A 19,428-nucleotide genomic window follows, 5' to 3' on the forward strand; every position below is an offset into this window, starting at 1 on the left:
AAACGCCCGGACGTTGATCCGGGCGTTTTTGTTTTGAGCGTGTTTTCAGGACGATGACGAGGCTAGGTGGGCGAGTTCGTATCGATATGCTTGATGCCGCACAGCATTTCCCGTTTACCGGCAAAACCCTTGCGGCGTTCGACCTTGAAGCCGACGGCCTGCAGATTGCGACGCACGAAGCCTGCGGCGGCATAGGTCGCAAAGGTTCCGCTCTCACGCGTCTTTTCATAGATTGAGTTCATGATCTCTACCGACCACATGTCTGGGTTGCGCGATGGCGCAAATCCATCCAGGAACCAGGCATCGAATGTGAGCGAACTCGTCCCAATACCTTGGAGTGCCTCGCCGCAGACGACGGTGAGCTTCGTCTGATCATCCAGTTGCAGCGCAATGATGCCTTGCGGCTCTTGCGGCCACAGCGCGACGAGGGCCTGACGTTCCGTGTCGACTTCCGGCCAGCGCGACAGCGCCCGGTCGATCTCTTGCGCCCGCATGGGGTAGAGTTCGAAGGAAACGAAGTGCAATGTCTTGCCGGGGCGGCGTGCAAGCTTCCACTGTCGCCATGTTTCGGTGAGATTGAGCGCGGTACCGAAGCCGAGTTCACCGATGAGGAATGTTTCTTCCTGCTGATCGGCCCAGCGACCTGGAAGGCCATTGCCGTTCAGGAAGACATGGCCGCATTCCAGCCGCCCATCCGTCTGGCAATAAAAATGATCGCCAAAGGCCAGCGAATAGGGCATATCGCCCTCTCGCCAATCCAGCATGTTTTCGCCGGTGCTGTCCGGGTCCAAGTCTTCGGGATGTGTCATGGTCCAAGCCGATAGTCTTCCCGATCACAGAGGTCAATCATCTTTGCCGCCCAGTGCGTCGCTGCTGATCATCGGCGGCGGTATCATGGGGCTGTGGGCGGCGCGGAAAGCTGACCGTCTGGGGATCGATACGGTGCTTGTCGATGCCGGGCACGCAGGTTGCGGCGCGAGTGGGGGGCTGCTTGGCGCGCTGATGCCGCATATGCCGGATCGCTGGAACGACAAGAAGCAGTTCCAGTTCGATGCGCTTCTGACATTGGAAGACGAGATTGCGCGGCTTGAAGCCGAGACAGACCTCTCGGCTGGATACAGGCGGTGCGGGCGCATCATTCCGCTGCCGAAACCGCATCTGCGTGTGATTGCTGAACGCCATAGTCAGGAGGCGAAGACGAATTGGGATCAGCAGGGCCAGCGGTTCCACTGGCACGTGCTGGATGCGCCACCGGCGGAAAACTGGGTCGATGCATCGGCAGGGCAGGCGGGGTTCGTGCATGACACCTTAGCCGCGAAGGTCTCTCCGCGCGGCTTGGTTGCGTCACTGACTGCGTTCCTCAATGCGTCGCGGCATGTGCGTGTCGTAGAGAGACAAAAGATCGTATCGCTCGGCAAGGACAGCATTGCGCATTTCGACGACGGATCGCGCCTGTCGTTCTCGCACGCTATTGTTTCGGCGGGGTACGCCTCTTTTCCCCTTTTGATGCAGACATTTGCTCTTCGGTCCGAGGCTGCACTCGGGCAGGCGGTCAAAGGGCAGGCCGCCCTGTTGCGGGCATCGATCGATTCCACCATGCCGGTGGTGTTCCTCAATGGACTTTACATCGTGCCGCATGAGGACGGGACAGTCGCAATCGGCAGCACCAGCGAGGATTCTTTTGCTGAGCCCTTCGCCACCGATGACAAACTGGATGCGCTGTTGAGCGCAGCGAGAGAGATCGTGCCGGAGCTTTCGAAGGCCGAGATCATCGAACGCTGGGCCGGGCTTCGGCCAAAGGCCATCGGTCGTGATCCGATGGTGGGGGCGCATCCTGAACACTCTCACATCGTAGCGCTAACCGGCGGCTTCAAGGTGAGTTTCGGTTTGGCTCATCGTCTTGCGGATGCCGCACTTTGCGCTGTTCAGGGCAAGGATATGGATGTGCCTTCCAGCTTCCGCACCGATGCGCATCTTGCGCTTGTTCACGCAAATCTGTGAGCGACGTTCGGACCACGTCGTTAATCTGTCACGCAAATCACCTATCTGCTGTCGCCATGAACAGACAGACATAAATCCCAGTTGAGCGGGGCGAGGTGACGACGCATGCGGTACGCCATTCATTACACGCCTTCCCCGAACGACCCGATGACTTTTGCTGCTGCATCGTGGCTCGGTCGTGACGTCTATTCCGGCCACAGCGTGGAGCCGCCTGCGCAGACTGGCCTCGGGATGCAGGAACTCTCCTACTTCACCGCACTTCCGCGCCGCTACGGTTTCCATGGTGCGATCAAGGCGCCGTTCCAGCTTGCCGAGGGCATGACCGAAGCCGCGCTGCTTCGTGACCTGATGCGGTTTGCCGGTACACACCAGCCTTTCACGTTGCCGCCGCTCGAAATCGCCAAGCTCGGTAACAGCTATGGGCTCGTACCGTCGTGGCCGTCAGAGACTTTGAATTTTCTCGCAGCCAGCGTCGTGCAGGATTTCGACCGGTATCGTACACCGCTGTCGGATGCAGATATCGACCGGGCCGATCCGCACCGGCTGTCTGCTACGCAGCTGACCAATCTGCACCGCTGGGGGCACCCTTACGTCATGGATGAGTTTCGTTTTCAAATGACGCTCACAGGGGCCATCGTACCGGCCGATTGTGCGCGCCTGGAGCGTGCATTGCGCAGCGTGTTCGCTGCTCTCCTCGAACGCCCGCTGGAGTTTGCCAATCTGGCGCTCTTTGTCGAAGAGGAGCCGGGGGCACCGTTCAGGGTGCATTCGCTGCATCCCATGGGTCGTGTCTCGGCGCGCAAGATCGCCTGATTGCGAGGTGCGCTGGACGCCTCAGCCCAGCGAAAAGGCAGCGGCGCTTTTGGTGAAATTGCGCTGAAACGCTCTCGACTTTCCGGTCTGCAATGCTACCGTTCGCGAAATTTCGTGAAGGTGATTTGATGATTTCCGCAGACTATCCCCGCAATCTCATTGGTTACGGCCGCAACGCCCCCGATCCGAAATGGCCGGGCGGTGTGCGCATCGCCGTGCAATTCGTCATCAATTACGAAGAGGGCGGAGAGAGTTGCATTCTCGACAATGACAAGGCGTCGGAATCGCTGCTGTCGGAAATCGTCGGCGCGCAACCATGGCCGGGGCAGCGCAACCTGAACATGGAATCGATCTACGAATACGGCTCGCGCGCCGGTTTCTGGCGTCTGTGGCGAATGTTCACCTCGCTTGGCGTGACCACCACCGTGTACGGCGTGACCTCGGCTATGGCGCGCAACCCGGAGGCGGTTGCCGCCATGAAAGAAGCCGGATGGGAGATCGCCAGCCATGGCTATCGCTGGCTGGAATATAAGGATTATTCCGAAGAGGAAGAGCGCAAGCACATTCTCGAAGCCGTGCGGCTCCACACCGAACTGACGGGCGAGCGCCCCTACGGCATGTATCAGGGCAAGCCGTCGGACCATACGCTAAAGCTCGTCATGGAGGAGGGTGGCTTCCTCTACTCCTCTGACTCCTACGCGGACGATCTGCCCTATTGGGTGAAGGGGGCAAAGAACGATCCGTTCCTGATCATCCCCTATACGCTTGAAACCAACGATATGCGCTTTGCCACGCCGCAGGGCTTCAATTCCGGCGATCAGTTCTACACCTATCTGAAGGATGCCTTCGACGTGCTCTATCAAGAGGGCGTGGAAGGCTCGGCCAAGATGATGAGTGTCGGGCTTCATTGCCGTCTGGTCGGTCGTCCGGGACGTGCGGCAGCGCTTCGCCGCTTCATCGAATATGTGCTCGGCCACGAGAAGGTCTGGATACCGCAGCGTATCGACATCGCGCGCCACTGGCATGAGCATCACAAGCCGGAGGCGCTTTGATGCTAGAGCGTGACGATTTCATCAGCCGCTTCGGCGGCGTCTTCGAGCATTCCCCCTTTATCGCCGAACGCGCCTATGATTCAGGGGTCGTGGTGGAGCCGCTGACGGCGAGAGGTGTTCACGAGGCGTTGTGCGTGCCGTTTCGTGCGGCATCTTATGAGGAGCGTCTTGGCGTCTTGCGGGCGCATCCAGATCTTGCTGGCAAGCTCGCCATTGCCGGTGGGCTGACAGAAGACAGCAAAAAGGAACAGGCCGGTGCCGGGCTCGATCGACTGACACTGGCGGAGCATGCGCGTTTTACAGAGCTCAACACGGCCTACGTGGAGAAGAACGGCTTTCCTTTCATCATCGCAGTGAAGGGGCTTAACAAGGACGATATTCTGCGTGCCTTCGAAGAGCGCATTCACAACGATGCCGAACAGGAGTTTGCCACGGCAACCGCGCAGGTGGAGAAGATCGCTTACTTGCGCCTTTCCGCGCTGTTGCCTGAGGCTGCTGCCTGATGCGGCGGCTTTCCATGCGGGGTTTCTCGCTCTATATTCTCTGCCAGCAAAGGATTTGAGCGATGAGACCGTCGGAGGTGCTGGAACAGAATCGGGAGGCGATCCGCGAAGCGACGAAGCGCTTCAACGCGGCAAACCCGCGTGTCTTCGGTTCGGTGGCGCGCGGCGAAGATCGCTCGGATAGCGATCTCGATATTCTGGTCGATGCCTTGCCGGAGACGACGCTTTTCGACCTCGGAGGATTACTCGAAGAACTGTCCGAGACTCTGGGCGTGCCTGTCGATGTCGTCACATCTGGTGGGCTTCATGCCAGGATCAGGGATCGTGTGTTGCAGGAAGCAAAGCCGATATGAATTCGGACCGGCTGCTTCTCCAGCTCGAAGAGATCGAGACCGCTACGGCAAGTATTCTGAAATTCGTCACGGACATGGACGAGGCCGCATTTCTTTCCGACGAACGGACACAGATGGCGGTGATGATGGGGCTTGCGATCATTGGAGAAGCTGTGGTCAAGATCGACCGAGGAGCGCCGGAGTTCTTGCGGCAACACCCCGATATCCCTTGGGTGCGGATGAAGGGTATGCGAAACCTCATCGTGCATGACTATTTCCGAGCTGAAATGTCTGTTGTCTGGAAGACGGTGACGGAGAGTATTCCCGAGTTGCAAGAGCATCTTGCCACCATCCGAAACTGGCGAGCGCAAGGTGAATGAGCATTGAGTGAGTTTCTGGAAATCCGCCCTCTCGAGCGCGAAGCTTTTCGTGCCTTTGGCGATGTCATCGAAGCCGATCCGTCGACGATGCGCCTCATCAATGGCGGCAATACCGAGCGTTATCATGCGCTCTCTCAAGCCGATGTCACGGGTGAGGGCGCGCGGGTGGTGATCAACATCTTTCGGGGAAAGCCAAGGCGTTTTCCCTACGTCGTGGATATTATGGAGCGGCATCCCTTTGGCAGCCAGAGCTTTTCGCCGCTCTCAACGCGACCGTTTCTGGTGGTGGTCGCGGAGGATGAGGGTGGCAAGCCCGGTCGGCCTCATGCGTTTCTGACGGCTCCCGGCCAAGGGGTGAACTATCACCGCAATGTCTGGCACCATCCGCTGATGACGATCGGTGAGACAAGCGATTTTCTGGTGGTGGATCGGGATGGGCCGGGCGTCAATCTGGAAGAATATTTTTACGAGCAACCCTTTCACATAGCGGAGCCCAGCCCATGACCGGCCTGACGACCCATGTTCTCGATGCCGCCCACGGCACGCCGGCCGCAGGCCTGAAGATCGATCTCTACCGGCTGGATGGCGACACCCGCGAGAAGCTGAAGAGCGTGGAGACCAATAGCGATGGTCGGGTGGATGGCGGGCCGCTCCTGATGGGGGAGGCGTTTCGCGCCGGACAGTATGAGCTGGTTTTCCATGCGGGCGATTACTTGCGACAAAAAGGCCTTGTACTTCCCGAACCTGCCTTCCTAGACATCATTCCCATCCGCTTCGGCATTGCCGATGAGGCCGGGCATTATCACGTGCCATTGCTGCTCTCGCCGTTCAGCTACTCCACCTATCGCGGCAGCTGATCGCCATGATCTTTGCCGTGATTGCCGATGTTCACGGAAACCATGCGGCACTCGAAGCGGTGCTGGCAGATATTGAAAAGCTTGGGATCACCGATATCGTCAATCTTGGCGACTGTTTCAGCGGACCGCTGGATGCGGGGCGCACGGCGAGACTGCTGATCGACCGAGGCATTCCGACGGTGCGCGGCAATCATGACCGTGCCTTGATCGAGCAGCAGCCCGATGAGATGGGACCGTGGGAAAAGACGATCTCCCCGCAGCTTTCACCTGCAGATATAGACTGGCTGAAGACCTTGCCCTTCGACATGGTGTTCAAGGGCGTGGCCTATTGCTGTCACGGCTCACCGGCTGGCGATCTCGATTACTGGCTGGAGCGTATATTGCCGGAAGGCGTGCTGCATCTTCGCCCGCGTGCCGAGATTGAGGCGCTCGCCAGCGGCATCCATCAGCCGATCATGCTGTGCGGCCACACGCATATCGCCCGCACCGTGCGGCTTTCCGACGGAAGGCTGATCGTCAATCCGGGCAGCGTCGGCTGTCCCGGCTGGAAGGATGACGAGCCCGTCTATCATCAGGTGGAGGTTGGCCATGGGCTCGCTTCCTATGCGGTTCTCGAAGAGACCGCGCTCGGCTGGCAGGTGACCCATCGCAATATCCGCTACGACGCAGCGCCCATGGCTGCGCTGGCCCGCAAGAATGGGATGAATCGCATCGGCAACGCCATTGAAGGCGGCTGGCTAGACTGATCTCGGTAGAACGCGCTCGCCGCTGTGGGGCCTAGCCGTTGCTGGTCATCACCACGCAGGAGTAGGAGCGAGCTTTCAAGTCCTTGCAGGCTGAAAGTGCCTCTGCCTGGGTGTCGAAACCGGTGAAGCGGGCGCGATAGAGTGTCGCGCCACCGGTGCTCACGGCTTCGGTATAGGGGGCCACACCGGCATGGCCGGATGAGAGCGAGGCCTTGGCGGATTTCAACATAGACAGAGCAGCGGCTTCGGAGTCGGTTGCAGCGATCTGCACTTCCCAGCGGCTTCTACCTGGGGGAACGGCGGATGGTGCGACGGCGGATGTCTGCATCATATCCGCCATGACGTTGTCTGCCGATGCAATCTTCTGAGCGATCGGGTCTTGGCGTTCGGCAAACATGGGAAGCGGCACGACCGACGGGGGGGTATCGAAGGTGCGGCTGGTGCTGGCACTGGCGATCAGCTGTTCCGTGCCGCGTGTACGCGATGCTTTCGGTAGCGTCCTGTCGAGAAGGGCAACGACCTGGTTATCACGGCGTTGCGCGCTCTGTCCGCCGAGCACGACGGCAACGACGCTGCGACCATTGTGATTGACGGCGCTGACGATGTTGAAGCCGGAGGCATTGGTGTAACCGGTCTTGATGCCGTCAACGCCCTTGTAGCGCGTCAGCAGACGGTTATGACCGCGAATGGTCTTACCGCGAAAGCTGAAGGAGGTGGCGCTGAACATCTTGTATTCACGTGGGAAATCCCGCTGTAGGGCAAGGCCGAGTTTCGCCATATCGCGCGCTGTCGTCACCTGCGACTTATTCGGCAGGCCGGAGGCATTGCGGAACACGGTTTTCGTCATGCCAAGCTGGCGGGCCTTGCGTGTCATCATGTCGGCAAAGCGGGCTTCCGAGCCGCCGAGATGATCGCCCATGCCTTCGGCAAGGTCATTGGCGGATTTGACGATCATGCCATAGACGGCTTCGCGCACGGTGAAGGTGGTGCCGGCGCGCACGTAAAGCTTGGAGGGAATGGTCGCAGCACCGTTCTTCGACATGGTGATGCGCTGGTCCCAGCTGATACGGCCCTTATGCAGAGCCTCGAATGTCAGATAGAGGGTCATCATCTTGGTCAGCGATGCTGGGTATTTCAGCTGATCGGCATTTTGCGAATCCAGCACTTTTCCCGAATTCGCGTCGATGACGATATGCGCATAGCGTGCCTGCGCCGGTGCTGCCCCGAATGTGAGGATCGCGCAGAAGAACGCCAAAGCGAAAAGCCATGCTTCAGCCGTTCCCCGTCTGATCTTACCCGACATGAAATTCCCCTTATGCGTCCCTGTGCTGCCCGTTGCCCTTAAAGTAGCGAAGCTTTCAGGCAACAAAACCGTTCAAAGTTTAGAGACTGCCTTCATGCTTAATTAAGGATGAAAATCGACCCCCACTGGTGGCGGGTCAGATTTGGGGCTTGGCGGAGATTCTCCAGTGCTTCGGCACTGCTTCCGAGCGCTCATAAGGGACGATGGGGAAGCGGAGCGTTCGGGCTAGATGCCTCTACAAAGGCGCCTTCAGCGGGGTTTTAGGGTTTGATCGGGAGCTCGCAAACGCGTCTTTGTCGAGGTGGCGCGAACACCTTTGAAACTCTCGTGCTTATGGCTTTGAAAAGGGGGAGGAAACGGTGCCGCCCTCACGTGATTGTGAGGGCGGCAGCAGCGTTGCGTGGTCTGGATAGCTCTCGATCAGGGGTTCTGAACGAGGATGCTGCGATCGACATCAGTGATCAGGCGCTTGCCGCAAAGCGCCATGGTGATGTCCATTTCCTTGCGGATAATCTCAAGCGCTGTCGTTACGCCGAGCTTTCCGTTGGCGCCAAGACCGTAGAGGAAGGGGCGACCGATATAGGTGCCCTTGGCGCCAAGCGCGATGGCTTTCAGCACGTCCTGGCCGGAGCGAATGCCGCCATCCATATGGACTTCAATCCGGTCGCCGACGGCATCGACGATCTTCGGCAGCATGGCGATGGAGGAGAGGGCACCGTCCAATTGCCGGCCGCCATGGTTGGAGACGATGATGGCATCGGCACCAGACTCCGCGGCGGCGCGTGCGTCCTCCTCGTCAAGAATACCCTTCAGGATCAGTTTGCCACCCCAGCGTTCCTTGATCCACTCGACATCCTTCCAGGAGAGACGCGGGTCGAACTGCTCCGCCGTCCAAGAGGAGAGGGAGGAGAGATCTGAGACGTTCTTGGCATGGCCGACGATGTTGCCGAAGCTGCGGCGCTTGGTCTGCAGCATGTCGAGGCACCATTTGGGCCGTGTCGCCATCTGCCAGATATGCTTCGGTGTAAACTTTGGCGGGGCCGACAGGCCGTTGCGCAGATCCTTATGGCGCTGGCCGAGGATTTGCAGGTCGAGTGTCAGGACCAGCGCCGAGCATTTGGCGGCCTTCGCCCGGTCGATCAGATTGTTGATGAAGTCGCGATCCTTCATCACATACAGCTGGAACCAGAAGGGACGCGAGGTGACAGAGGCGACATCCTCAATCGAGCAGATGCTCATGGTGGACAGCGTGAAGGGAACGCCGAATTCCTCAGCAGCCTTGGCGGCCAGCATTTCCCCGTCGGCATGCTGCATGCCGGTAAGACCTGTCGGAGACAGCGCAACTGGCATGGACACCTTTTCGCCGATCATTTCCGTTTCCAGCGAACGGTTGGTCATGTCGACCAGCACGCGTTGGCGCAGCTTTATCTTTTGAAAATCATCCTCATTGGCGCGATATGTGCCTTCGGTCCATGCGCCGCTGTCGGCGTAATCGAAGAACATTTTGGGCACGCGCCGTTGTGCCTGTCTCTTCAGGTCGGCGATGGTGAGGATTTTGCTCATGGATAAAACCTTCAAATCTGAATGCTGACTGCATACCATGAAATACCAAGGTGCAACATCGAAATGTGGCGACGATCATCTGTCCCGTGCGACAAAACGAAGCTCACGCGTGCGCTCCGTCGCTGGGGTCGTGTACAACTGATCGCCGGTGAGTTGTAACATCACGCCTTAAAATCGCCTTCTACGTGCCATTTTCTCGCATTGGCAATGAACCCACTATTTCCACGAGAATTTTGACGCATTTTGCGTGGCGTATTTTGGAGGATAGCATGATCACCGTATTCTTCTGGGCACCGGAAGCCTCTAGGGCGAATGTTGGACACATCAGCATGAAGATAGGCGTCGGACAATCCAAGGGCCTAGAAACCTATGTAAGTTGGTGGCCGAACACGCGCGCTGAAGGCGGCTTTCTCAAGGATCCTGTCAGTCCTTACACCTATGAGCAAGACATCGGACCTAACGGAGAGGGAAAACCGCCGACCGCCAGTGTCAGTATTTCCGGTCTCAACGAAGCGGCGATGAAACGTGCCTGGGCCAATATGCTCGCCAAGAAGCCCGGCTATTTTCTTCTGAGAAAAAATTGCGCCTGGGCGGTCAAGAGCCTGCTGGACGTGGGTACCGGCTACGATCTGGCTGCGATGATGACCGACTTCGGTAACGTGCGTATAGCCGGTGGGGTGTGGACCCCTCGCGCGGTTTTTGAATATTCCAGGCTATTGAAACGTCGCTACGACGGCAGGGCCAAGGTCGCATCAGGTTCGGGCAGCGGCGCTGTCGATCCGTATTCCTTGCGCCTCGGCTGAGGCGGTATTGGCCCCAGAGCAACAGGACAAGCGGGTGGTATCGCCGCCCGTTATCCTTTCGCTTTGGTGGAGTGCTGCCAAAATTCGTCCCGCTCGGGGATGCTCACACATTGGGCGCAGCTTTGACGACGTCGATAAACGCGCGCAGGGGCGGGGGAACGGACCGATGGCCGGGATAATAAAGTGCCATCCTCTCAGCCGCGTGCATCCAGGATGTCAGCACCGGTGTCAGCTTGCCAGCGTCGATGGCGGGTTGGGCAATCCAGTTGACGACATATGCGATCCCTAAACCACTGGCGGCAGCCTCGACCATAAGATCCTCATCATCCAAAACAACTGTCCCACCCGTATCGACGGTGAGTTCCTGTCCGGCGCGATCAAACTCCCATTTGTAAAGCTTGCCGCTTGGCAGGCGGTGGCCGATGCAATGATGATGTGGCAGTTCGTGGGGCGTGAGCGGTTCTCCTGCGCGCTTCAGATAGGCGGGCGAGGCCACGCAAAGGAAATGTACGGGCTTGCCGAAAGGGACGGCGACCATGTCCTTCGGGATTGCTTCCATCAGACGAACACCGGCATCGAAGCCAGCGGAAACGATATCGATCAAACGGCCGTCCGCCACGAGATCGACCTCGACGTCGGGAAAGCGCTCTGTCATCAGCGGAAGGATTTCACGCACGAGATAGGCGATCGTGACGCGCGGCGCGTTTATCCTGACCCGGCCTGCGACATTGCCACGAAAAGTCGCCGTAGCATCGAGCGCCTCGTCCAGCAAATTCATCACATTGTGCAACCGGTTGAGCAGCGACAGGCCCGCTTCCGTGGGCGAGACGCTACGGGTCGTCCGGTTCAGGAGCCGTACGCCAAGGCGCTCCTCAAGCGCACGCACGGTGTGGCTCAAGGTGGAGGGGGCAGTTCCAAGCTCGTCCGCCGCACGACGGAAGCTGCGGTGCGTGGCGACGGCCATGAAGGTAGTAAGTTCGGTCAGGGATGGGCGCATGATTGATGGGAATTTTGCATGAGCACATCCCAATTTCAACGTCTAATCGCATCTATGCGTCATTGCTATCTGTCCATCAGCCGAGGCGAACACGCCAATCGCCCCCAACAGGAGAGAGCAAATGACAAAGTCCGAAGCAATTTTTCCAGCACGCCGTCAGGCGCTTTACGATATGCATCGCTATTCCGCCGCCATCCGATCCGGCGATCTTCTGTTCATCTCTGGACAGGTTGGCGCGCGGGAGGATGGATCGCCAGAGCCGGAATTTGACAAGCAGGTTGAACTGGCCTTCACAAATCTCAAAGCAGTGCTGGAGGCGGCCGGAGGTACGATCGACGACATCATCGACGTGACGACATTTCACACCGATCCAGAACAGCAATTCGCGGCGGTGATGGCTGGAAAGGATAAAATGTTTCCGCAAGCGCCCTATCCGAACTGGACGGCCGTCGGCGTGAACTGGCTTGCCGGTTTTGATTTCGAGATCAAGGTGATCGCGCGTGTCCCTGGCGCGTGACGCTTGCGATTCAAGACCTCAGCATCCGCCCGAAAATCGAAATCGATTTTTAGAAAATCAAAATGCTGAAATTCAGGAGTTAGAACTCTGTGTGTCCTCAAAGGGCGCATGGCGTTCTAATTGGGCCTCGATCGCCGCTTTGTCGAGGATGGACCAGACGGAGACGATCTGCATGTCGCGGAACTCGTAGAAGACGTTTTCGGCGAAGGAAATACGCCGTCCGGCGATGGCAAGTCCCAGGAACGTGGATTTCGGCGAGCAGTCGAATTCGAGCCTGGCTGAGACGTAGGGCGGCTCGCAGACAAGGAGGGCGATCTTAAAGGAGAGATCCGGAATCGTCTCGAAGTCGCTGATCAGCATCCGCCTGTAACCATCGAGGCCGAATCTTCGGCCATTATGTGTAACGTCGGAGGCAACGAATGATCCGAGATCGTCCCAGCGTTGGTCGTTCAGGCAGGCAATGTAGGCGCGATAGTGATCTGCGAGGTGTGTCATTCAAATCTGACCCTGCTGTTGAAACGGCAAGATTACTTCATTTGAAGACGGAGTCGCTACCGGAGCTCCACATTTGCGCGAAATGAGCAATTCTGTCACAGGGGATAGCGTCCGTCTTTGACGCCAACGATTCCCCATTACGACACGTTACCGGCAAGAAAAACACGGTCACAAGAAGCAGAACAGGCGGCTCAAGGCCGCCTGTTCGCAGGTGTTTGCTGGAAGCGCTTTGTCTTAAAATTCTTCCCAGCTGGCGGAAGCAACTGTTGCAGCTGCCGCCGCAGCGCCGCCACCAAACGCGCTGGCGATCTTGCGGCCAAGGGCATGTGCAGGTGAGGCGGCAGGCTTGGAGGCGCTTGTGGCGGCCCTCGGTGTGCCTGTAACAGGTGCTGATGTGGTGCGGCTTCTTCCGTCGGTTTCGCCGAGATTAAAGCGCAACAGCAATTGGTTCAGCGATGCTGCCTCCTTAGCAAGGCTATGGCTGGCGGCGGTGGACTGCTCCACCATAGCCGCATTCTGTTGCGTACCCTGATCCATCGAGTTGACCGCGGTGTTGATCTCCTGGAGACCGACGGCCTGTTCGCGAGATGATTCGACAATCGCATTGACGTGGCGGTTGATCTCCTGAACCTCGCCCACGATGACCTCGAGCGCGCGGCCCGTGTCGCCGACGAGGTCGACGCCTGCGCGGACATGCGTGCCGGAATTGTTGATGAGCTCCTTGATCTCCTTGGCGGCCTTTGCCGAACGCTGCGCCAGTTCACGCACTTCCTGCGCGACGACGGCAAAGCCCTTGCCCGCCTCTCCAGCGCGGGCGGCCTCTACACCTGCATTCAGTGCCAGAAGGTTGGTCTGGAAGGCGATCTCATCGATAACGCTGATGATGTTGGTGATTTCTCCAGACGACCGTTCGATTTCCTGCATGGCGGTGACCGCTTTGCGAACGACATCGCCGGATCTTTCGGCGCCGTCACGCGCCTTGTCGACCAGCTTGCCGACTTCTTCGGCACGTCTGCTGGAATCTTTGACCGTCGTGGTGATTTCCTCCAGAGCGGCGGCGGTTTCCTCGACGGATGCCGCCTGTTGTTCGGTACGCTTGGAGAGATCGTCGGCCGCAGCGCGGATTTCATTGGCGCCGGCATCGATGCCGCGGGCGTTTTGTCCCACAGCCCGCAGCGCGTCATTCAGATTGCCGATAGAACTGTTGAAATTGGTGCGCAGCGTATCGAGATGGGACACGAATGGCGTCTCGATCCGGTAGGCGACATCGCCCGCTGCCAGCTTGTTCAGCGCATTTGCCAGTTGATCGACGGCGAACTGAATGTCAGCGGCGTCTCTTGCCTTCTGCGCTTCGCGCTCTGCACGTTCCTTCTCCGTCAGGCTGAGATTGGCAGCAGCTTCCTTTTCCATCCGTTGCTTTTCCAGCGCGTTTTCGCGGAAGACGGAGACAGCCTTCGCCATCTGGCCGACTTCGTCGCGACGATCCTGGCCGTCCACCGGTGCCTGCGTTTCGCCCGCGGCAAGCGATGTCATCCGCTGGCGAAGGGCCGCAATCGGCGTAATGATGCCTTTGGTCGCAACGACGAGCGATGCGATGATGCCGAGCGCGAAGGAAATGCAAGCTAGAGTGATCGACCAGAAAATAGTGGTAGCGGTCTGGTTGCTGAGCTCTTCGCTCTTTGCAACGACTTGTTTTGTTTTGTCGTCCAGAATCTTGGAGGCGTCTTGAGCCAATGGGAGAATCAAAGCGTCTGCTTTCGCTAGCAAGAGCTTGGCTTCGTCATTGCGATCCGCTTGGCCGAGTTTTACAGCCTCATCTGTGACCGCAATAACCTCTTGCGCCCGGCTGGTCAGTGCGTCGATTGAGGCTTTTTGGTCTGGCAAGCGCTGAGCCGCATCTCGAAAGCGCAGCAGCAATTTTTCCTTACCGTCATTATAGAGTGACATAGCGGAAACCATGCCCGGCGTTCCGCTGTCGTAGAACAGGGTTTCGTAGGCAGCGTAGGCAATTGCTGTCAGGTTTCGGGTTCCACGTGCCAAGGAAAGCGCGCCAGCATTGTCCTGCACGATAAAGTTCGTGTAGTCTTCGTCTGCCTGACTGTAATTATAAGCCGTATAAGCGGTAGCAGCTAATCCCACGACGCATAACGGTAATACGACCGCAAGGACTTTTGTCCGGATGCCGGCGTTTCTCAAAAATGACATCTCTTTTATTCCGTTCAAGAAAGGCCAGTACGACACGGAGGCAATATTTTGGGAGCCGAAGATCGGCGCCACCGTAGGGGTCGGGCAGATGGAGTGTCCACATGGCGATCGAAATCAGCCATCATGGCGCCCTATGATCGTCCATCACATGGTAAAATAGTTATAGTTTAAATATAATTAAGGCCTTATCGGCAGCTATTCATATAATCAATGGGTTATTTAGTCAGGACTGCTTTTTGTGCTGTGCCGGAAACGTAAGTTTCGACAACTGTTCTGTCGTCACCCATTGTCAGCATCAGGAACAGTTCCTCCGTCAGGCTGTTCACGACCTCCATCTTCAACGCCATAGAGGGCGTGGACGAAGCGTTGAGGACGGTGATATCGGCATCCGTTCCGGCATCCAGCGTGCCGATCCGATCGACCATGGACAGCGCCTCTGCATTGCCACGTGTCATCAGATACCAGCTTTCCAGCGGGTTAAGACGCTCTCCGAGCAATTGCTGGATCTTGTAGGCCTCGTCCATCGTGCGCAGCATGGAATAGCTGGAGCCGCCGCCGATGTCTGTCGCAACCGCGATGCGGACCGGCTTTTCGCGCCGTTGCAGCTTCTTCATCGGAAACAGGCCGGAGCCGATAAACAGATTCGAGGTGGGGCAATGCACGGCGACAGCGCCCGTTTCCGAAAGCACGTCCGCTTCGCGATCAGAAAGATGGATGGCGTGGCCGAGCAGCGTCTTTTTGCCCATCAGGCCGTAGCGCACATAAATGTCGGTATAGTCGATCGCTTCCGGGTAAAGCTCGCAGGTGTATTTGATTTCGTCCAGATTTTCCGAAAGATGCGTCTGAATGAAGAGGTCCGGAAACTCTTGCGCAAGCGCCTGGGCCGCTTCCATCTGCTTCGGCGTGGAGGTGATGGCAAAACGTGGGGTGATGGCCACGTGGTTGCGACCCTTGCCATGCCAGTCGGCAATCACCTGGCGCGTCTCGTCATAGCCGAGTTCGGGTGTATCGAGCAGCCCTTGCGGCGCGTTGCGATCCATCATCACCTTGCCGCCGACCATCAGCATGTTGCGCTTCAAGGCTTCGGCGAAAAAGGCATCGGCAGATGTCTTGTGGACCGAGCAATAGGCAACAGCAGTGGTGGTGCCGTGGCGGATCAGCTCGTCGTAGAAATGGGTGGCAATACGCTGCGCATGTGCGCTTTCGACGAAGCGGCATTCTTCCGGGAAGGTATAAGTGTTCAACCACTCCAAGAGATTGGCGGCGTAGGAGCCGATGACCTGCATTTGCGGGAAATGCAGATGCATGTCGATAAGGCCCGGCACGATCAGGTGAGGGCGGTGATCCTTCTCTTCAACGCCTTCCGGCGCCTTAGCGCGAATATCGGCATACTCGCCGATGGCTGCGATCTTTCCTTCCGATACCAGCAGCCCGCCATCTTCGATATAGAGGTAGCTTGCCGTATCATCGATGGAGAGGGGTGCGCGCTTGAAGCTCAAAAGGCGTCCGCGCAGCAGCAGCATGGTCATTCAGTCTTTCCTTGAGAAACGGCGCTTTCATACCAGGCGGTCAGCACCTTGCGTTCCTGTGGCGTGATCGCCGTGATGTTCCCGGGGGGCATGGCATGGGAGCGGCCCGCCTGTAAATAGATTTCCCGTGCATGCGCGGCAATTTGGGTGTCGGTTTCGAGCTTCACCGCTTTAGGGGTAAAGTTGACGCCCTCCCACACGGGTTCCGCGGCATGACACATGGAACAGCGCCCCTGGACGATATCGCGCGCGCTGGCGAAATGCGCGTCCGCAAGGAAGATCTGCTGGGCGGGCGAGAGCTTGGCTGCGGCAGCCTCCTGCTCTCCGGTCAGCACCTTCGGCACGGTGGACAGCCACATGATGAGGATGAAGATGAGGGCCGTAACCAGCCACGTCCAGGTGGGCTTACCCTTGCGGGCATGGGTGGTGTTGAACCAGTGGCGGATTGTAACGCCCATCAGGAAGACGAGTGCTGCAATCACCCAGTTGAACTGCGTACCGAATGCCAACGGGTAATGGTTCGACAGCATGAAGAAGATGACCGGCAGCGTCAGATAGTTGTTGTGGAGCGAGCGCTGCTTGGCGATGCGGCCATATTTCGGGTCCGGCGTGTGACCCGCGATCAGGTCTGCGACAACAATCTTCTGGTTGGGGATGATGATGAAGAAGACGTTGGCTGACATGATGGTGGCGGTGAAAGCGCCAAGATGCAGGAAGGCGGCGCGGCCGGTGAAAACCTGCGTATAGCCCCAGGCCATGGCGACGAGCGCCACATAGAGCACGATCATCAGGCCCCAGGTGTTATTGCCGAGCGGCGATTTGCAGAGGAAATCGTAAAACAGCCAGCCGACGGCAAGCGAGGCGAGCGACAGGCCGATTGCCTGCAGCTGCGTCAGTTCCAGCACCGAATGATCGATGAGGAAGAGGTCTGCCCCGCCGTAATAGACGATACAGAGCATGGCAAAGCCGGAGAGCCAGGTGGCGTAGCTTTCCCATTTGAACCAGGTGAGATGCTCCGGCATCTGCGCGGGCGCGACGAGATATTTCTGGATGTGATAGAAGCCGCCGCCATGCACTTGCCACTCCTCGCCATAGGCGCCGGGTGGCATGTTCGGGCGTTTGACCAGCCCGAGATCGAGCGCGATGAAGTAGAAGGAAGAGCCGATCCAGGCGATGGCGGTGATCACGTGCAGCCAGCGAACGGCAAAGGCCATCCATTCCCACGCAATGGCGTATTCGTACATTCTGTTCCCCTGTCTTTGCGTCGCACAATGCGAAAAATCGCTTGCCTAGGGAAGAGGCAACATCGCATTTTGCGCAGGAATGTCGTCAGCCCTTAACCGACCCGTTATTGATCTTATAGATCGTCAGGAAATTCCGACAGCATCCAGTCCCTGAAGATTTTGATCTTCGGCACGTTGCGACGGCTTTCCGGATAGACCAGCCAGTAATCATGCCCATCGTTGCAGACGAGATCGAAAGGCTGGATCAGGCGCCCGGCGGCCATATCCTCGGCAAAATGAGTGGGATTGACGATGGCGACACCGTGGCCAGCCATGGCCGCCGCCGCCTCCAGATATTGGAAGCCAAAATTGCTGCCGGTGCGAGTGTCGAGATCGGTCTCGTGAACGCCGGCCTCTCGAAACCAGTGCTTCCACCACCGGTCCTGCGGGCTGATGATGGTGAGCTTCAGCAGGTCGGCAGGCTCTTTCAGGCCACCCAACTTTTCGACCAGCAGCGGGCTGACGACGGGTGCGAAATCCAGCCGCATGATGCGGTGGCAGATGAGGCCCGGCCAGTCGCCTTTACCCCAGCGAATGCCCAGATCGATGTTCTCGCGCAAGAGATCGACAATCTCGTTGCTAAGCGCGAGGTGAACGGCTGTCTTGGGGTTGGCCGCCTGGAAGCTCCCAAGTCGCCGGGCAAGCCATTGCTGAGCAAAGGTCGGCGTGGCGGAGATCGTCAGCACATCGGAGACGCTCTTCCTTGTATCCGCAACGGCCGCTTCCAGCATGGTCAGGGCTTCGGATGTCTGTCGCGCCAGCTTTTCTGCCGCCGATGTGAGTGTGACCTGCCTTGGACGACGAACAAAGAGCGTGGCGCCCACATAGTCCTCCAGAAGCTTGATCTGATAGCTCACCGCCGTCTGCGTCATGCCAAGCTCGTCGCCTGCCTTGGTGAAGCTCAAATGCCGGGCAGCGCTTTCGAAGACGCGCAGGGCATTCAGCGGAAAGTTTCGCGACATCTTCATGGATAAGCTCTCTTCATCTATTCAGGCTGACGTTTCATTGGTTATCGGCGTCAAAATCAAGCATATTTTTCTCACAGCATAAAAACAGCTCAGGAGAAAATACGATGGGTGCCACGACGTTGAACGTCTGGCTGCGCTTTTTTGCGTGGCTATGGAAGACCGACTGGTTTGGCGAAGGCTACAGGCCTGTAAACAGGCTCGATGACGATGCGTTGAGCGAACATCTCAAGCGCGATCTTGGCTTCATAGAGGGGCGGAGCCGGATCGGGCAGGGCATTGAACGGCAAAGCGATGAACTGCGTGAAGCACTTCGGCAGTTACCAAGGCCGCTATGACGGCGGGGCGTTTGTCTTTGACGACGGTGCCGCCGATGGGTAGCACGAGATTGTCGAGTGTGCCGCCGTGCCCTTCGCGGGAGAGCCAATTCGCGAAGGTGGCGCGCTTGGTTCTCGATCCAATCATGCCGACATAGGCAAGATCGTTTCGGCCGAGGGCTTCCTTCGCGATCAGAAAATCCAGCGCGTGGTCATGGGTGACGATGATTGCCGCAGCGCCTGCGGGGATGTCGCTGACCATCGCTTCGGGCATGGCTGCCAGATGCGTCGATACATTGTCCGGTAGCCCGATCAACTCCTCGCGGCGCGTCTCGATGACGGAGACGGAAAGGGGCAGAAGCGACAGGCTGTTTGCAAGCGCTTTCCCTACATGGCCAGCACCGAAAATGAAGACGGCGGGTTGCCGATCCTCGACCTCTCTCATCCGTTCGGTCAGCGCAGCCGAGACAGCCTCCGTCACCCGGGTGAAGCGCAGCAGGGTGCGACCGCCGCAGCATTGGCCGATTTCCGGGCCTAGCGGAATGTCGAGCGCATCGACATTTGTTCTGCCCTCCAGCATGGCGCGCGCATGATCGATCGCCATATATTCGAATTGACCGCCGCCGATCGTTTCCCAGATGCGGGTTGCCGAGACCAACATGAAGGTGCCAGCCTCACGCGGAGAAGAGCCCTTGACGGCTTCGATCTCCACGAGGATGGCCGGGGCTTGAGCGAGGAAGGCGGTCAGTGGTTCCGGCACGGGTTTG

Annotated in this window: 21 protein-coding genes; 11 read left to right on the plus strand and 10 right to left on the minus strand. The window is 58.2% G+C overall.

Annotated features, from left to right (window positions below):
* Positions 1 to 62: 62 nt before the first annotated feature.
* Complete coding sequence (mnmD, locus tag QZ869_RS02535) at positions 63 to 809, minus strand: tRNA (5-methylaminomethyl-2-thiouridine)(34)-methyltransferase MnmD (RefSeq protein ID WP_296102311.1); 747 nt, start codon at positions 807 to 809, stop codon at positions 63 to 65.
* Here mnmD and QZ869_RS02540 point away from each other — a divergent pair.
* From QZ869_RS02540 to QZ869_RS02580, 9 genes are all read left to right on the plus strand, one after another.
* Positions 808 to 2,001, plus strand: a complete 1,194-nt coding sequence (locus QZ869_RS02540) for an FAD-binding oxidoreductase (protein WP_296102313.1) — start codon at positions 808 to 810, stop codon at positions 1,999 to 2,001. The two genes, mnmD and QZ869_RS02540, sit on opposite strands and share 2 nt — an antisense overlap.
* 105 nt (positions 2,002 to 2,106) lie before the next feature.
* The gene (locus tag QZ869_RS02545; protein WP_296085103.1) at positions 2,107 to 2,814 is read left to right on the plus strand and encodes a DUF1045 domain-containing protein; all 708 of its coding nucleotides are present in this window, start codon (positions 2,107 to 2,109) and stop codon (positions 2,812 to 2,814) included.
* Between the two features lie 128 nt (positions 2,815 to 2,942).
* Positions 2,943 to 3,866, plus strand: a complete 924-nt coding sequence (gene puuE / locus QZ869_RS02550; protein ID WP_296102315.1) for an allantoinase PuuE — start codon at positions 2,943 to 2,945, stop codon at positions 3,864 to 3,866.
* Positions 3,866 to 4,369 (plus strand): 2-oxo-4-hydroxy-4-carboxy-5-ureidoimidazoline decarboxylase, encoded by a 504-nt coding sequence (uraD, locus tag QZ869_RS02555; RefSeq protein ID WP_296040579.1) that lies wholly within the window; start codon positions 3,866 to 3,868, stop codon positions 4,367 to 4,369. The genes puuE and uraD overlap by 1 nt, the downstream gene beginning before the upstream one ends.
* 62 nt (positions 4,370 to 4,431) lie before the next feature.
* The gene (locus QZ869_RS02560) at positions 4,432 to 4,722 is read left to right on the plus strand and encodes a nucleotidyltransferase family protein (RefSeq protein ID WP_296019915.1); all 291 of its coding nucleotides are present in this window, start codon (positions 4,432 to 4,434) and stop codon (positions 4,720 to 4,722) included.
* Positions 4,719 to 5,081 carry a HepT-like ribonuclease domain-containing protein gene (locus QZ869_RS02565; protein ID WP_296102316.1) on the plus strand — a complete coding sequence of 121 codons (363 nt, stop codon included), beginning with the start codon at positions 4,719 to 4,721 and terminating at the stop codon, positions 5,079 to 5,081. Before QZ869_RS02560 ends, QZ869_RS02565 begins: the two co-directional genes overlap by 4 nt.
* Positions 5,082 to 5,084: 3 nt before the next feature.
* On the plus strand, positions 5,085 to 5,585 hold the full coding sequence (locus QZ869_RS02570; protein ID WP_296102318.1) for an ureidoglycolate lyase: 501 nt from the start codon (positions 5,085 to 5,087) through the stop codon (positions 5,583 to 5,585).
* On the plus strand, positions 5,582 to 5,938 hold the full coding sequence (gene uraH, locus QZ869_RS02575) for a hydroxyisourate hydrolase (RefSeq protein WP_296102320.1): 357 nt from the start codon (positions 5,582 to 5,584) through the stop codon (positions 5,936 to 5,938). Before QZ869_RS02570 ends, uraH begins: the two co-directional genes overlap by 4 nt.
* Positions 5,939 to 5,943: 5 nt before the next feature.
* A complete protein-coding gene (locus tag QZ869_RS02580; RefSeq protein WP_296102322.1) occupies positions 5,944 to 6,684 on the plus strand; it encodes a metallophosphoesterase family protein in 741 nt (246 codons plus the stop codon).
* Between the two features lie 31 nt (positions 6,685 to 6,715).
* On the opposite strand, the gene QZ869_RS02585 is transcribed toward QZ869_RS02580, so the two are convergent.
* Positions 6,716 to 7,987: a D-alanyl-D-alanine carboxypeptidase gene (locus QZ869_RS02585; protein WP_296040558.1), complete on the minus strand. Its 1,272-nt coding sequence runs from the start codon at positions 7,985 to 7,987 to the stop codon at positions 6,716 to 6,718.
* Between the two features lie 420 nt (positions 7,988 to 8,407).
* Complete coding sequence (locus tag QZ869_RS02590) at positions 8,408 to 9,550, minus strand: alpha-hydroxy acid oxidase (protein WP_296040554.1); 1,143 nt, start codon at positions 9,548 to 9,550, stop codon at positions 8,408 to 8,410.
* A gap of 269 nt (positions 9,551 to 9,819) precedes the next feature.
* Between QZ869_RS02590 and QZ869_RS02595 the strand changes: the two genes are divergently transcribed.
* The gene (locus tag QZ869_RS02595; RefSeq protein ID WP_296102324.1) at positions 9,820 to 10,353 is read left to right on the plus strand and encodes a hypothetical protein; all 534 of its coding nucleotides are present in this window, start codon (positions 9,820 to 9,822) and stop codon (positions 10,351 to 10,353) included.
* A 103-nt stretch (positions 10,354 to 10,456) separates the two neighbouring features.
* Here QZ869_RS02595 and QZ869_RS02600 read toward each other — a convergent pair whose 3' ends face one another.
* Positions 10,457 to 11,353, minus strand: a complete 897-nt coding sequence (locus QZ869_RS02600; protein ID WP_296102553.1) for a LysR family transcriptional regulator — start codon at positions 11,351 to 11,353, stop codon at positions 10,457 to 10,459.
* 118 nt (positions 11,354 to 11,471) lie between these two features.
* Here QZ869_RS02600 and QZ869_RS02605 point away from each other — a divergent pair, with 118 nt between their 5' ends.
* Positions 11,472 to 11,867: a RidA family protein gene (locus QZ869_RS02605; protein WP_296019898.1), complete on the plus strand. Its 396-nt coding sequence runs from the start codon at positions 11,472 to 11,474 to the stop codon at positions 11,865 to 11,867.
* 72 nt (positions 11,868 to 11,939) lie between these two features.
* Here the strand turns inward: QZ869_RS02605 and QZ869_RS02610 are convergent, their stop codons facing one another.
* From QZ869_RS02610 to xdhC, 6 genes are all read right to left on the minus strand, one after another.
* Positions 11,940 to 12,362: an ester cyclase gene (locus QZ869_RS02610; protein WP_296019896.1), complete on the minus strand. Its 423-nt coding sequence runs from the start codon at positions 12,360 to 12,362 to the stop codon at positions 11,940 to 11,942.
* Between the two features lie 234 nt (positions 12,363 to 12,596).
* Positions 12,597 to 14,567, minus strand: a complete 1,971-nt coding sequence (locus QZ869_RS02615) for a methyl-accepting chemotaxis protein (RefSeq protein WP_296102325.1) — start codon at positions 14,565 to 14,567, stop codon at positions 12,597 to 12,599.
* 215 nt (positions 14,568 to 14,782) lie between these two features.
* The gene (gene guaD, locus QZ869_RS02620; protein WP_296102327.1) at positions 14,783 to 16,096 is read right to left on the minus strand and encodes a guanine deaminase; all 1,314 of its coding nucleotides are present in this window, start codon (positions 16,094 to 16,096) and stop codon (positions 14,783 to 14,785) included.
* Entirely contained in the window at positions 16,093 to 17,340 is a 1,248-nt protein-coding gene (puuD, locus tag QZ869_RS02625) for a urate hydroxylase PuuD (RefSeq protein WP_296102329.1), read from the minus strand. Before puuD ends, guaD begins: the two co-directional genes overlap by 4 nt.
* Before the next feature lie 113 nt (positions 17,341 to 17,453).
* Positions 17,454 to 18,347, minus strand: coding sequence for a LysR substrate-binding domain-containing protein (locus QZ869_RS02630; RefSeq protein WP_153311811.1), 894 nt, complete (start codon positions 18,345 to 18,347; stop codon positions 17,454 to 17,456).
* 243 nt (positions 18,348 to 18,590) lie between these two features.
* The gene (xdhC, locus tag QZ869_RS02635; protein WP_296102331.1) at positions 18,591 to 19,421 is read right to left on the minus strand and encodes a xanthine dehydrogenase accessory protein XdhC; all 831 of its coding nucleotides are present in this window, start codon (positions 19,419 to 19,421) and stop codon (positions 18,591 to 18,593) included.
* Between the last annotated feature and the right edge of the window lie 7 nt (positions 19,422 to 19,428).

The sequence above is a fragment of the uncultured Agrobacterium sp. genome (genome assembly GCF_913777885.1).
Classification (GTDB): Bacteria; Pseudomonadota; Alphaproteobacteria; order Rhizobiales; family Rhizobiaceae; genus Agrobacterium.